Below are 13,778 nucleotides of genomic sequence, written 5' to 3'. Positions count from 1 at the left end.
ATAATTTATTAAGCCATTTCAGACAGATCTTTCAAATATTGAAAGATTTGGCGATAGGCTTTTGGCGGTTTATTGCCTTCACGCTCTTTTTTCGCATTACGGACTAATGCACGCAATTGTTGCCTGTCTGTTTGTGGGAACAGGGCAACTACGTCTTCAATGACTTCATCACCGCCATCTAATAAACGGGTTCGTAAGTCTTCCAGTTTATGTAAAATGACTACTTGTTGGTTGTGACGGTTTTTAAGCTTATCCAGAGCCTCTGTAATCGGCTCAACCTCACGTGAACGTAATAACTTACCAATCAATTGTAATTGGCGACGACGGCCTTCACGTTTGATTTTTTGAGCAAGTTCAATAGCTTCAAGTAATTGAGTATCTAACGGAATACGTTCTAATTCACTTTTACTTAAATCAACGAGCTCAGCCCCTAATTTTTTGAGGATCTCAGCATCGCGCTTAATTTCGCTTTTACTGACCCAAATGATTTCCTCGTCTTCTTCGTCTTGCGGCGCTGGGATATCATCCAGCCAGTCATCAGGCTGTTTGGCCATATCGATTTTCCTTTTTACCGAACACAGTGGTTTAATTACGCGTAATTAATATGATTTACTGTGTTGTGAGTGTTAACATTCATCTATTATATATTGTAACTGGGAAAACCCCTCTATGACTACCTAGCATTTACGTGTTAGGGCAGAAAATCACGTTTCCCCCATATTATTGATTGGACTAAAGCATGAGTGTAACTGAACAAGTCACTGAACAACGTAAAAAACTCGAAGAAGCCGTCGCACACGCATTAGAATTTGCAAAAACACGTTGTGATGCTGCGGAAGTCGCAGTAAACAAAAGCACAGGAATTAGTGTGAGTACCCGCCAAGGGGAAGTCGAAAATGTTGAGTTTAACAGTGATGGGGCATTAGGGATCACCGTTTATCATCAACAACGTAAAGGTAGTGCCTCTTCTACAGATTTAAGCCCTGAAGCGATTGAACGCACCGTTCAGGCGGCAATTGATATCGCTAATTACACCTCAGAAGACCCGTGTGCAGGGCCGGCAGACAAATCTTTGTTGGCTTTTGAAGCTCCTGACCTCAATTTGTTTCAAGCGAGCGAACTTTCTCCCGAAGAAGCTATCCGCTTAGCATCAGTTGCAGAAATGTCAGCATTAAATGCAGACCCCCGCATTGTGAATACCGAAGGCGGCAGTTTTAATGGGCACTATGGTGTACGTGTGTTTGGCAACTCCCATGGTATGCTGCAAAGCTACTGCTCAAGCCGCTATTCGATGTCGAGTTGTGTGATTGCAGAGCAAAATGGTGAGATGGAACGTGATTACGCTTATACGATCGGTCGTAGCTTAGACGCATTACAGTCCCCTGAGTGGGTAGGGCAGGAGTGCGCTCGTCGCACCTTATCTCGTTTGTCACCTCGTAAATTACCTACGATGAAAGCGCCTGTTATTTTTGCGGCCGAAGTGGCAACAGGTCTATTTGGCCACTTAGTTGGTGCTATTAGTGGCAGCAGTATTTACCGTAAATCTTCTTTCTTATTAGATAGCCTAGGAAAACAAATTCTACCAAGCTGGCTAACTATCAATGAGCAACCGCATTTAATGGGGGGATTAGCATCATCACCTTTTGATAGCGAAGGTGTTCGCACTTGTGAACGCAATATCGTCGAAAATGGTGTTCTACAAACGTGGTTGATGACCAGCTATTCAGCAAGAAAGCTAGGTTTACAAAGCACTGGCCACGCGGGCGGCATCCATAACTGGCGTATTGCAGGCCAAGGGCTTTCATTTGATGCATTACTGAAACAAATGGGAACAGGGCTAATCGTTACTGAGTTAATGGGTCAAGGGGTGAGTGGGATTACAGGAGATTATTCTCGTGGCGCTTCAGGTTTTTGGGTCGAAAATGGTGAGATTCAGTACCCAGTGAGTGAAATTACTATTGCTGGAAACCTAAAAGATATGTGGGCGAATATGGTGACTATCGCTGATGATATTGAAACTCGCAGTAATATTCAGTGTGGTTCGGTATTGATCCCAGAAATGAGCATTGCAGGAGAGTAACTCCTTTTGTTCTTCCTCTGTTTTGTGTGAAACAAGGCGCCTAATACATTTGTTATTGGGCGTTTTTTATTCTATAAAATAGTATTTACCACTGTCACTGCGGTGTCGTCGCTCTGTCGTCATGCTGTCGTGGTCATGATTGCATTATGCTGACAGTATAGCCATCTCCTAAGATCATTCGATTTTTAAGGTAGGTTATGATGGAAAATAAAATTAAACAATTGAGATTAGCGCGAGCTTGGTCTCAAGAACAGCTCGCTCTACTATCATCACTGAGCACAAGAACTATCCAACGAATTGAAAACGGTGAAGTACCTAGCTTAGAAACACTCAGTGCATTAGCATCAGTATTTAATGTGAGTGTGTCTGAACTGACATCTACACCTTTACCCGAAAGTATTGAGCTAGATCATCGGATAGAAGAGGCTAAAAAGCGGGTAAGAAATGAAACAAAGTTACTTAAAAATATAATAACAGCGATTATTGTATGCGTAATACTGTATACCGCTAATTATATTTATACACCAGAGAGCCATTGGCCTATTTGGGTTAGTGCTATTTGGGGCGGGCTGTTAGCGATAAAGGTAATCAAACTGTTTTTATTGGATAAGCTCTTTCACCAATGGGAAAATAATAGATTGATAAATATGACTAAAAAGCACTAGCTTATATCCTTACTACCTATTAAAACAAAAAAGGCACTCAATTGAGTGCCTGAATAGGTTAGAGGACTTGCCTGAGTTTTTTAAATAAAACTTTTTTCGCTAAGCCTTCTTTAATTCAGCCGTTGTCGTGATTAACGGTGGAACTCACCAGCTGCTTCTGGTTGATAAACGATTTCAAGTACACGAACACGTGTTTGAACACCGTTTGGCAATTCCCAGCTGATTTCATCGTTTACATGCAAGCCCAACAAGGCTGCACCAATCGGAGCCATCACAGACAGTTGCTCCGCGCTATCTTTCAGTGACGCTGGGTAAACTAAGGTGCGTGTGCGTTCTTCGTTGCTGATTAAATCCAAAAAGCGAACGGTACTGTTCATCGTGACCACATCCGCAGGGATTTCTTGTGGGCTAAGAATATCTGCACGGTCAAGTTCATCATTGAGCGCTTCGGCAACCGGTGTGCCCGCATAAGCCGGCTGTTCCATCAGTGCATCTAAACGTTCAGCATCTAAATCATTGATAATAATTGTTGGCTTTGTCATACCACACTCCAATAGAGACATACAAAGCAAACACCCCCCACCCATAAGGTAGGGGGTGTCGCTAGAAATAAGTTTGTTTAAAATATTAGGCGCTATACGCTTTAAAGGGAAGAGATCATGATCACGATCTCTAAGCCTGCCTAGATAAAAATCTACTGATTGACATGCTATAGCTAGCTTGAAACTCTGCTATTTTTCATCATTTCATCAACTATTCTTCGTCAAACCTGTTTTCGAATAGGTTGATAATTGCAGACAAGGCCTGATTTTCATCCGGACCGCTAACCTCGATATCAATCTTACTGCCTTGTTCTGAGTCTAACATCAACATCGCAATAACGCTATCGGCCTCCGCCTCAATTTGATTATTATTACGCAAAATAACTCTAGAGTTAAATTGTTTAACTAAATCATAGAGTAACATGGCAGGCCGTGCATGCATCCCAAGCCGATTTTTGAGCGTTATTGTGGCTTTTACGGTCATTGCTGTTATTTACGCTTTTCCAATGTTCTGTGGCGTGACTGCACATTTTTACCACGGGAACGGAAATAATCGGCAAGTTGTTCTGCGACGTATACTGAACGGTGTTTCCCTCCTGTACAGCCAATCGCAACAGTTAAATAGCTACGGTTATTGGTTTCTAACATCGGTAGCCATAATTCTAAATAACTACGAGTTTGGTAGATGAAGTTATGGACTTCAGTATGCCTATCTAAGAATGCAGCAACGGGCCGGTCAAGACCTGTCATTGGGCGTAATTTCGGATCCCAGTGCGGGTTTGGTAAAAAACGCACATCGAATACATAATCGGCATCAATAGGAATACCATGTTTGAAACCAAAGGATTCAAACACCATTGTCAGTTCACGCTCACGTTTGCCCATCAAACGTGTTCTTAGCATTTCAGCTAATTCATGAACGGACATTTCTGAGGTATCAATAACTAAATCAGCACGAGAGCGTAAAGGTTCAAGTAGCTCATTTTCCTCATCTATTGCGCTTTCAAGCGAAAGATTTTTACTTGAAAGTGGGTGCAACCGACGAGTGTCACTATAACGACGTATAAGCGTGTTACGGTCGGCATCTAGAAACAATAATTGAGGAGAGAAGGTTGATGGTAATTTATCAATCGCTTCTTCGAAAATCTCTGGATTGTCGGGCATATTACGCACGTCGATGCTTACCGCTGCTGAAATATTACGATCAGCCAGTGAATTCGCTAACTCCGGCAGTAATACAACCGGTAGGTTATCTACGCAATAGAAACCCATATCTTCCAGCGCACGTAAGGCAACGGATTTCCCCGAACCGGAACGGCCGCTGACTATCATCAGCACCATGAGCTTGCTCCCTTTTGTTTCTTAATAATGTGTTTCTTGAAAAGCAGTACTTGCCAATTAATATTACTTAGAAACCATAACAATATCATTTGCATATGGCAAGATACATAATTTATCGCTTACTCTGTAATTATGCTGTATAGCTCTTCATCACTTTGTGCACTGCGCAGGCGTTTACAGAGCGTTTTATCGGCTAATTTTTTGGCGATAAGCGACAACGTATGCAGGTGCGTTTTACATTGGTCTGATGGCACGAGTAAAGCGAAAAGCAAGTCAACAGGCTGGTTATCAATTGCATCAAAAGCAATCGGCTCTTCTAAATGTAAAAAGACACCGACAGCACGGCTACTTTCACCTTCGTTCAGCTTTCCATGAGGAATGGCAATACCGCCGCCAATACCTGTTGTGCCAACTTTTTCTCTGGTTAATAACGCTTCAAATACCGTATTTTCAGGTAATTCCAATTCAACGGCAGCCAGCTCACTAATAATTTCTAAAGCTCTTTTTTTACTGGTGCACACAATATTATTACGTGTACAGGCTGATGATAAAACAACGTTTAACTGGATTTCTATATCACTATTCATTTTATTGTTCACTTAGGACTACAAAACCAGATGATGTATCCCACCATCTGGTTTGAAACATTATTCGGCTAATTAATAAGCCGCGTCAATGTATTAATGTTGTCTCAGTTTTTCTTTATGTTTGGTTAATTGGCGCGACAGTTTGTCTACGAGTATATCTATAGCAGCGTACATATCGTTTTCTTCCGCTGATGCGTGGAGATCCGCTCCATTAACTTGCACGGTTGCTTCAGCAATTTGCTGAACTTTTTCAACTTTCAAGACAACTTGGATACCATTAATACGATCAAACAATTGCTCCAATTTTTTGAGTTTTTTCTCAACAGTCTCGCGCAATGCAGGAGTAACTTCAATATTGTGTCCAGTAATCTGAAATTCCATACAATCTTCCTTATTTTATCAATTAAACCAGCTGCTTACGCTGGTTAGAGGGCGGAATGGATAACGATTCTCGATACTTAGCAACAGTTCTGCGAGCGACTTGAATGCCTTGTTCTGCCAGCATACTCGTCAATTTACTGTCACTCAATGGTTTTGCTGGGTTTTCAGCAGCAACCAGTTTTTTCACCAATGCTCGAATTGCGGTTGAAGAGGCTTCGCCACCTGTGTCCGTATTAACATGGCTGGAGAAAAAATACTTCAACTCAAAAATGCCTCGTGGACTATGGAGAAACTTTTGAGTTGTTACTCGTGAGATGGTTGATTCATGCATGTCCACTTGATAGGCGATATCGGCCAGTATCATCGGTTTCATATATTCCTCACCCAGCTCAAAGAATTCTTGTTGCTGTTCTACAATACAAGTCGCGACTTTTAAGAGTGTCTCGTGGCGGCTTTCAAGGCTTTTAATCAACCATTTTGCATCTTGCAGATGACTACGAATATATTGCGAGTCATCTTCATTTGCTGAATTATTTAGCATCGAAGCATAATGGTTATTAATACTTAGTTTAGGGATGCTATCTGTATTTAACTCAACTTGCCAGTGCCCAGCAATTTTTTTCACTAAAACATCAGGAATAACGTATTCTGATTCCCCAGTATTGATGGATTGGCCGGGTTTTGGATTTAGCGTTAAAATCAGGTCTATCGCGGTTTTTAGCGCATCTTCTTTTAAGCGAGTTAATTTACCCAGCTGGCGAAAATCACGGTTAGCCAGCAAATCAATATGGTTACTAATAATGCGCTTTGCATCTTGTAGCCCATCAGTTTGCTGAGGATACAGCGACAATTGGATTAATAAACACTCTTTTAAATCTTGTGCTGCAACACCCAGCGGGTCGAAATGCTGAATACGCTTTAGGACAGCGATGACTTCTTCTATGCTAATTTCAGGGTTATCAATCCCTTCATGTATATCAGAAATTGCTGTTGTCAGATAACCGGAATCGTCTATTGAATCAATAATGGCAGTAGCGATTGCCCTGTCTGTGTCAGTAAAAGGGGTCAGCTCAGCTTGCCATGTCAAGTAATCTTGCAGCGTTTGTGTCGTTTCACCTTGATAAACAGGCAGTTCATCAAAACTATAATCGTTACTGGTCCCTGACGGTGTTCCTGCAGTATATATTTCATCCCAATCAGCATCTAAAGGGAGCTCATCTGGCATATCATGATTTTCAAGAGCGTCTTTGGTATCGAGTTCACTGGTATCGGTATTTTCATTTAGGGAGTCAATAGATTCGGGCTCGGAATTCAACTCTTCTTGTTCAAGAAGTGGGTTGGTTTCCAAGGCAAGTTGAATTTCTTGCTGAAGCTCAAGTGTAGACAGCTGCAACAAGCGGATAGCTTGCTGCAATTGAGGGGTCATTGCAAGTTGTTGACTGACTCTAAGCTGCAAACTTTGCTTCATGAATCTGTTTTATTCTCCCTAAAAAATGACAACACGATAATTTATAACCGGAAACCTTCACCTAAGTATACACGTTTCACTTGTTCGTTCTCTAAGATCATGGTTGGTGACCCATGCGCAATTAAGTGCCCTTGGCTGACAATATAGGCTCTTTCACACACATCTAAGGTTTCCCGCACATTATGGTCGGTAATTAAAACGCCGAGGCCGTAATCTCTTAAGTGCTGAATGATTTTTTTGATATCTAAGACGGAAATAGGGTCTACACCCGCAAAAGGTTCGTCTAATAAAATAAATTTTGGGTTAGCAGCAAGTGCACGCGCAATTTCCACACGGCGGCGTTCCCCACCGGATAGCGACTGCCCCATACTGTCCCGAAGATGGGTGATACTAAATTCTTCCATCAATTCCTCAGCACGTTCTTTACGTTGCTGGGAGCTCAAATCTTCGCGAATTTCTAACACAGCCATTAAGTTATCATAAACGCTGAGGCGGCGAAAAATTGAGGCTTCTTGAGGAAGATAGCCAATTCCACGACGAGCACGTTCATGCAGTGGTAGAAGGCTGATATCTTCACCATCAATCATAATTTTGCCAGCGTCCCGCTGAACAATACCCACAACCATATAAAAGGTTGTGGTTTTACCGGCACCGTTTGGTCCCAACAAGCCAACGATTTCTCCTGATTTAACTTCCAGGCTGACATCTTCAACGACCTTACGTTTTTTATAGGCTTTAGCTAGATTTTCAGCGGTTAGTGTAGCCATAACAGTTATTTACTCTTACTTGCTGATGAATTTTTATTCGCTGCTGGGCCTTTTTCTTGCAATTGGGCTGGCAGTATTACAGTGGTGACGCGTTTACCTTTATCACTAAATGCTTCCATTTGCTGCGTAGGAACCAAATAGGTAATTTTGTCACCTTGGATATTGCTGTCTAACTGCTCAAGATAAGCATTGCCTGTTAAGGTGACGAGCTGTTTATCGACCTCATAACGGGCTTTGCTGGCATGGCCTTTAATTGGTTTGCCATCATCCTGTAATTGGTAAAAGGTAACCGGGGTACCAAAGGCCTCAATCACAATTTTATCCGAGTCACTACTTGGACGTGTTACAACCACTTTATTGGCTCTGATATCAATAGAACCTTGTTTAATAACAACATCATCAGTAAAGGTGGTGACGTTTTTTTCTAAATCAAGAGATTGTTTGACCGAATTAATCGTCATTGGCTGCTGCGTATCACTTTTTAATGCCATTGCAGGTAGGCTAAGAGCCAAGATTGCACTGGCAACAGCTCCTTGAATAAAACGTTTCTTAGTTACTTGATTCATTTTAATGCTCTTCTGGTTGTAACACATAATGAGTTTTAACATCTTCGATTAATTCAGCCGTTCTTGTACGAAGGTTTCCCTTCATTTTCATACCGGTAGAATTGAGACCTTGTCCAATAATGGTCACTTTATCATCAGATGAAACGTCTTGTGTTGTCAAATTGACAACTGCACTCTCAGTTGTAATTCGTTGGATCTGCGAGTCTTTGGTTAAGCTATCAACCTGAACATCGCTATATAAATAGAGAATTCTATCGTTCGTTAACCTAGCCTTGAAAGCCTTAACCGTCCAAGTTGGCTCGCCCGCTTCGTTATAAGTGGTTAGAACCGGTTTTGAAAACCACGTGATTTTTCCTTCAGTGTAGTTATCTATTTTATCTGAAACGAGTTTATACGCTAAATTACCCGTTGGATTATAGACAAAAGTCACTGAATCATCAGTTTGATAATTAGGTTGACCATCATTAATTACTTTATCCTCTTGGTTGTCAGAATCACTACCTGCTAAATTCCAGCCGATAAGCCCTAATACAACCAAGGATAAAATAATAATTAACCACTTCTTCGCATTGCTCATGAATTCAATCTATTCGTTATATTGATAAACCTTTTGCTTCTTCCAGTTTGCCTTGAGAAAGCAAAATAAGGTCACAAAGTTCGCGGACTGCGCCTTTTCCTCCGCCAATGCGAGTCACATAATCCGCTCGCGGTAATAACAAAGGATGGGCATCCGCGACGGCGACGGATAAGCCTACTTTAGCCATAACAGGCCAGTCAATCAGATCGTCCCCAATATAAGCTATTTCTTCAGCTGATAATTGTAGTGTATCTAACAGTTCGTGATACGCCAAAAGCTTATCGCTTTGACCTTGGTAAAGATATGTAATGCCTAATGTTTGGGCCCTATCTTCAAGAAGCTTCGCTTTTCTTCCTGTAATGATGGCGACCTCAATACCGGAAGTTAATAAGCAACGTATCCCATAGCCGTCACGGACATTAAAGGCTTTGAGTTCTTCGCAATTATTTCCCATATAGACCAAGCCATCAGACATGACACCATCAACATCGCAGATCAATAATTTGATTTTTTCTGCTTTGGTTAAAACAGTATTGGCAACAGGGCCATAGCAGGTTTCCAACAAGGTAGACGTCATGGTATTTCCTTATGTTATACAACACCTGCTTGAAGCAGATCATGCATATGTAGCACACCAACTAATTTGTTATCATTTGCAACTAATAACGAAGTCACATGCCGAGATTGCATTAAATTAAGCGCTTCAACCGCTAACATGGTTGGTGATACTCGAATTCCACCGGGGGTCATTAAATCAGCAATTTTAGCGTTATTCAGGTCGATTCCCATATCAAAGATACGGCGTAAATCCCCATCAGTGAAAATACCTTCAATATTCATATCATCATCACAAATAACGGTCATACCCAGTTTTTTGCGGGTAATTTCCACTAAAGCCTCGCGTAAAGACGCACTTTTAGGAATATGGGGGATTTCATCACCCGTATTCATTAAATCACGAACGAGGAGTAAAAGTTTGCGCCCAAGTGCGCCACCCGGATGCGAAAGTGCGAAATCATTCGCAGTGAAGCCGCGGGCGGTTAATAAGGCTATCGCTAATGCATCTCCCATCACGAGTGTAGCTGTTGTACTCGTGGTAGGAGCAAGCCCCAATGGACAGGCTTCTTGAGGGACTTTGATACATAAATGAACATCTGCATATTTTCCCATATTACTTTCAGGGTTGTTAGTCATACAGATTAAAGGCACTTTAATTCTTTTTAAAACAGGAAGTAAGGCTAAAATTTCTCCTGACTCACCAGAATTTGAAATGGCTAACACAACATCGTTATGAGTAATCATCCCAAGGTCACCGTGACTGGCCTCTCCCGGATGAACAAAAAATGATGGTGTTCCTGTACTCGCTAGTGTGGCGGCAATTTTACGGCCAATATGCCCCGATTTCCCCATTCCCATTACGACGACTTTACCTTCACAGTTAAAAATGAGCTGGCAAGCGCGGTCAAAGTCAGTATTGATATATTGTTCTAGGTTTTTTAAACCTTCGTGTTCGATATGGAGAACTTCTTTACCTACTTTCTGAAAATCGAAGTTTGACATTTCTAGTTCCATGCGTAGCTTTTAAGTTAATCGGATTAGCGAAATTAAATTGTATAACGAATACTTGGTATCAGTAAGTATTTTGTCAGTTAAGCTATTTTTAATGTTAGTTTTATACTTAATGAGTATTTTTCGGGACTTCGATGTAGAATTTAATACGTACAAGACGATTTCATTAGCATCTTGAACCAAAAATGGATAGGCAAATTCGAGTATCCTCAAGCTAGGTAAATCACAACATTCTAAGAGCTATCTGCTGTTAATAGTAAAAGCTTTTGCTGACTATAGGTAAATTATATTGTTTTTTCTCTGTTACCTGAAGGTAAAAACAGGGTTGTAACACTAAAAGTCATATTTTCAACGCTATAATACTATAAATTCTATTTTGTTGTGATATTTGACGATTTTCAGTTTATCTTTCGGTAACATCTGAACGGATAAAAAATATTTACGCGTGGTGTATAACGAGTTATTTAACAATGCAAGCACAGACAGACAACTTAATTGAAGTACGGAACATGTCCTTTACTCGTGGAAGCCGGAAAATATTTGAAAATATTAATCTGGCGGTTCCTCGTGGAAAAATTACGGCAATTATGGGGCCATCAGGGATTGGTAAAACCACATTACTGCGCTTGATTGGTGGGCAATTACGGCCAAATGAAGGTGAAATTTGGTTTGATGGCGACAATATTCCAGCGCTGTCACGCTCAAAGCTGTATCAATCTCGTAAAAAGATGAGCATGCTGTTTCAATCCGGGGCGTTATTCACGGATATGAACGTATTTAATAACGTGGCTTTCCCTCTACGTGAGCACACTAACTTGCCAGAATCGCTGATTCATACGACGGTGATGATGAAACTAGAGGCGGTTGGTTTACGTGGCGCTGCTCAATTAATGCCATCTGAGTTGTCAGGAGGTATGGCACGGCGTGCTGCGTTAGCACGTGCTATCGCGCTTGACCCAGATTTAATCATGTTTGATGAACCTTTTGTCGGCCAAGATCCGATTACTATGGGGGTTTTGGTTAAATTGATTGATGAGCTTAATCAAGCGCTGGGTGTCACCTGTGTCGTGGTTTCCCATGATGTTCCAGAGGTATTGAGTATTGCAGATAATGCTTATATTGTTGCGCAGCAGCATGTCATTGCTCAGGGAACGGGTGAAGAATTGCGAGAAAACCAAGACCCTCGTGTACGACAATTCCTTGATGGCATTGCTGATGGGCCTGTTCCATTCCGTTTTCCCGCCAATGATTATCTGGCTGATTTATTAGGGTAAAATAAAATGATATTAAAGGCGATAGCAGGCTTCGGACGCCGATGGATTGATATATTTTCCGCGTTTGGTCGAGCAGGTTACATGCTGTTTCGCGCCTTACTCGGTAAACCAGAGTTTCGTAAACAATGGCCATTACTGATGAAGCAATTGTACGCCATTGGTGTGCAATCATTGCTGATCATTGCTGTCTCTGGGTTATTTATTGGGATGGTTTTGGGGTTACAAGGCTATTTGGTTCTCACGACGTTTAGTGCTGAAGCTAGCTTAGGTATGATGGTGGCGCTTTCACTATTGCGTGAGTTAGGCCCTGTTGTAACCGCATTGTTGTTTGCTGGACGAGCGGGCTCTGCATTAACTGCTGAAATTGGCTTAATGAAAGCGACAGAACAGATTTCTAGCCTTGAAATGATGGCGGTTGACCCTCTAAGGCGCGTCATCGCGCCACGTTTTTGGGCTGGTTTTATTAGTATGCCGTTGTTATCTCTAATTTTTGTTGCTGTCGGTATTTTAGGTGGCGCACTAGTTGGGGTTGACTGGAAGGGGATTGATGAAGGCTTTTTCTGGGCTTCAATGCAATCTTCCGTTGATTGGCGGCTAGATTTAGTAAACTGTGTGATTAAAAGCTTAGTCTTTGCTATCACAGTTACTTGGATCGCATTATTTAATGGCTATGATGCCATCCCAACTTCGGAGGGGATAAGCCAAGCTACAACAAGAACAGTTGTGCATGCGTCATTGTCTGTTTTAGGACTGGATTTCGTACTTACCGCACTGATGTTTGGGAACTAAGTCATGCAAAGTAAAAAAAGTGAAATATGGGTTGGTTGTTTTATGTTGCTGGCGATTGCCGCAATTATCTTTTTGTGTTTAAAAGTCGCTGATTTAAAATCGATAGGAAGCCAATCCACCTATCAAATTTCAGCATCTTTTGAAAATATTGGTGGCTTAAAAGAAGGCTCGCCAATCAAAGTGGGTGGTGTGGTGATTGGTCGAGTTGCCAGTATCACGCTAGATAAAAAGAACTATGTTCCTGAAGTTAAAATTGATTTATTGAGTGAATACGACAATATTCCTGATTCGAGCTCACTATCAATTCGGACGTCAGGGTTGTTGGGAGAACAATATATTGCGATGAATATTGGTCCAGATGACGAAGAATTAGGTATCGCAATCTTAAAAAATGGCGGGCGTCTTGAAGATACTAAGCCGGCTATGGTATTAGAAGACTTAATTGGCCAGTTTTTATATAAAAGTGGTGATAGCCAAGGTGCAGAGCCAGAGTCAACTGCACAGTAATTTGGTGTTCCCTTTGAAGAATAAAGGAATGAATTATGTTTAAACGTTTAATGATGGTTGCTATGTTGGCAATCGCGCCATTTGCCATGGCAGTAGACCAAACCAACCCTTATAAATTAATGGATGAAGCGGCGGCGAAAACGTTTAACCGCTTGAAATCAGAGCAACCGAAAATTAAGCAAGACCCCGAGTATCTTAGAACAATTGTTCGTGAGGAATTATTACCTTATGTACAAGTTAAATATGCAGGGGCTTTGGTGTTAGGAACCTATTATAAAGGGGCAACTCCAGCACAGCGTGAGGCTTATTTCAACGCATTTGAAGATTACCTCGAACAAGTCTATGGTCAAGCATTGGCAATGTACCATGGCCAAACGTATCAAATAGCCCCAGAGCAACCGTTGGGAGATAAAAACATTGTCGCCATTCGCGTGACTATTGTTGATACCAACGGCCGTCCTCCCGTCCGTTTAGATTTCCAATGGCGTAAAAATAGTAAAACAGGTTACTGGCAAGCTTACGACATGATTGCAGAAGGCGTGAGTATGATCACGACTAAGCAAAATGAGTGGGGTGATATTTTACGTAAGCAAGGTGTCGATGGCTTAACAAAACAGTTAGAAATCAGTGCAAAAGCGCCAATTACTTTAGAAGAGAAAAAGTAA

General features: G+C 41.5%; 18 protein-coding genes. 6 read left to right on the top strand and 12 right to left on the bottom strand.

Features of this window, described 5'->3' with window-relative positions; genetic code table 11:
- Positions 1 to 8: 8 nt before the first annotated feature.
- Complete coding sequence (gene yjgA, locus PR767_RS13095) at positions 9 to 554, bottom strand: ribosome biogenesis factor YjgA (RefSeq protein ID WP_004258329.1); 546 nt, start codon at positions 552 to 554, stop codon at positions 9 to 11.
- Positions 555 to 739: 185 nt separating this feature from the next.
- Here yjgA and pmbA point away from each other — a divergent pair, with 185 nt between their 5' ends.
- Positions 740 to 2,080, top strand: a complete 1,341-nt coding sequence (pmbA, locus tag PR767_RS13090; RefSeq protein WP_164529166.1) for a metalloprotease PmbA — start codon at positions 740 to 742, stop codon at positions 2,078 to 2,080.
- A gap of 197 nt (positions 2,081 to 2,277) precedes the next feature.
- The gene (locus tag PR767_RS13085) at positions 2,278 to 2,745 is read left to right on the top strand and encodes a helix-turn-helix domain-containing protein (RefSeq protein ID WP_109911678.1); all 468 of its coding nucleotides are present in this window, start codon (positions 2,278 to 2,280) and stop codon (positions 2,743 to 2,745) included.
- Positions 2,746 to 2,876: 131 nt separating this feature from the next.
- On the opposite strand, the gene rnk is transcribed toward PR767_RS13085, so the two are convergent.
- The 11 genes from rnk to kdsD all read right to left on the bottom strand — a co-directional run bounded on the left by rnk (position 2,877) and on the right by kdsD (position 10,534).
- Positions 2,877 to 3,287 carry a nucleoside diphosphate kinase regulator gene (gene rnk / locus PR767_RS13080; protein ID WP_004908251.1) on the bottom strand — a complete coding sequence of 137 codons (411 nt, stop codon included), beginning with the start codon at positions 3,285 to 3,287 and terminating at the stop codon, positions 2,877 to 2,879.
- Positions 3,288 to 3,498: 211 nt separating this feature from the next.
- Positions 3,499 to 3,771, bottom strand: a complete 273-nt coding sequence (gene npr, locus PR767_RS13075) for a PTS phosphocarrier protein NPr (protein ID WP_004258320.1) — start codon at positions 3,769 to 3,771, stop codon at positions 3,499 to 3,501.
- Between the two features lie 5 nt (positions 3,772 to 3,776).
- Positions 3,777 to 4,628, bottom strand: a complete 852-nt coding sequence (gene rapZ / locus PR767_RS13070; RefSeq protein ID WP_004258318.1) for an RNase adapter RapZ — start codon at positions 4,626 to 4,628, stop codon at positions 3,777 to 3,779.
- A gap of 119 nt (positions 4,629 to 4,747) precedes the next feature.
- Positions 4,748 to 5,215: a PTS IIA-like nitrogen regulatory protein PtsN gene (gene ptsN, locus PR767_RS13065; RefSeq protein WP_004258311.1), complete on the bottom strand. Its 468-nt coding sequence runs from the start codon at positions 5,213 to 5,215 to the stop codon at positions 4,748 to 4,750.
- A 93-nt stretch (positions 5,216 to 5,308) separates the two neighbouring features.
- Positions 5,309 to 5,596: a ribosome hibernation promoting factor gene (hpf, locus tag PR767_RS13060; protein WP_004258306.1), complete on the bottom strand. Its 288-nt coding sequence runs from the start codon at positions 5,594 to 5,596 to the stop codon at positions 5,309 to 5,311.
- Between the two features lie 22 nt (positions 5,597 to 5,618).
- Complete coding sequence (gene rpoN, locus PR767_RS13055) at positions 5,619 to 7,064, bottom strand: RNA polymerase factor sigma-54 (protein ID WP_109911679.1); 1,446 nt, start codon at positions 7,062 to 7,064, stop codon at positions 5,619 to 5,621.
- Between the two features lie 41 nt (positions 7,065 to 7,105).
- Positions 7,106 to 7,831 (bottom strand): LPS export ABC transporter ATP-binding protein, encoded by a 726-nt coding sequence (lptB, locus tag PR767_RS13050; protein WP_004908261.1) that lies wholly within the window; start codon positions 7,829 to 7,831, stop codon positions 7,106 to 7,108.
- A 5-nt stretch (positions 7,832 to 7,836) separates the two neighbouring features.
- Positions 7,837 to 8,397: a lipopolysaccharide ABC transporter substrate-binding protein LptA gene (gene lptA, locus PR767_RS13045; RefSeq protein WP_004908264.1), complete on the bottom strand. Its 561-nt coding sequence runs from the start codon at positions 8,395 to 8,397 to the stop codon at positions 7,837 to 7,839.
- A 1-nt stretch (position 8,398) separates the two neighbouring features.
- On the bottom strand, positions 8,399 to 8,974 hold the full coding sequence (gene lptC / locus PR767_RS13040) for an LPS export ABC transporter periplasmic protein LptC (protein ID WP_004908267.1): 576 nt from the start codon (positions 8,972 to 8,974) through the stop codon (positions 8,399 to 8,401).
- A 16-nt stretch (positions 8,975 to 8,990) separates the two neighbouring features.
- Positions 8,991 to 9,551, bottom strand: a complete 561-nt coding sequence (gene kdsC, locus PR767_RS13035; RefSeq protein ID WP_272520414.1) for a 3-deoxy-manno-octulosonate-8-phosphatase KdsC — start codon at positions 9,549 to 9,551, stop codon at positions 8,991 to 8,993.
- A gap of 14 nt (positions 9,552 to 9,565) precedes the next feature.
- Positions 9,566 to 10,534 carry an arabinose-5-phosphate isomerase KdsD gene (kdsD, locus tag PR767_RS13030; RefSeq protein WP_004908272.1) on the bottom strand — a complete coding sequence of 323 codons (969 nt, stop codon included), beginning with the start codon at positions 10,532 to 10,534 and terminating at the stop codon, positions 9,566 to 9,568.
- Positions 10,535 to 11,013: 479 nt separating this feature from the next.
- Between kdsD and mlaF the strand changes: the two genes are divergently transcribed.
- From mlaF to mlaC, 4 genes are read left to right on the top strand one after another with little or no spacing between them, the layout of a single operon-like run.
- The gene (gene mlaF / locus PR767_RS13025; RefSeq protein ID WP_004908275.1) at positions 11,014 to 11,817 is read left to right on the top strand and encodes a phospholipid ABC transporter ATP-binding protein MlaF; all 804 of its coding nucleotides are present in this window, start codon (positions 11,014 to 11,016) and stop codon (positions 11,815 to 11,817) included.
- A 6-nt stretch (positions 11,818 to 11,823) separates the two neighbouring features.
- Positions 11,824 to 12,606: a lipid asymmetry maintenance ABC transporter permease subunit MlaE gene (mlaE, locus tag PR767_RS13020; protein ID WP_004908276.1), complete on the top strand. Its 783-nt coding sequence runs from the start codon at positions 11,824 to 11,826 to the stop codon at positions 12,604 to 12,606.
- Between the two features lie 3 nt (positions 12,607 to 12,609).
- A complete protein-coding gene (mlaD, locus tag PR767_RS13015; protein WP_102137924.1) occupies positions 12,610 to 13,113 on the top strand; it encodes an outer membrane lipid asymmetry maintenance protein MlaD in 504 nt (167 codons plus the stop codon).
- Between the two features lie 35 nt (positions 13,114 to 13,148).
- Complete coding sequence (gene mlaC, locus PR767_RS13010) at positions 13,149 to 13,778, top strand: phospholipid-binding protein MlaC (protein WP_004908281.1); 630 nt, start codon at positions 13,149 to 13,151, stop codon at positions 13,776 to 13,778.

The organism is Providencia sp. PROV223 (assembly GCF_028479245.1).
GTDB classification, from domain to species: domain Bacteria; phylum Pseudomonadota; class Gammaproteobacteria; order Enterobacterales; family Enterobacteriaceae; genus Providencia; species Providencia rettgeri.
Note: the sequence above shows the minus strand (reverse complement) of the source record. Positions and strands in the feature narration are given on the sequence as shown.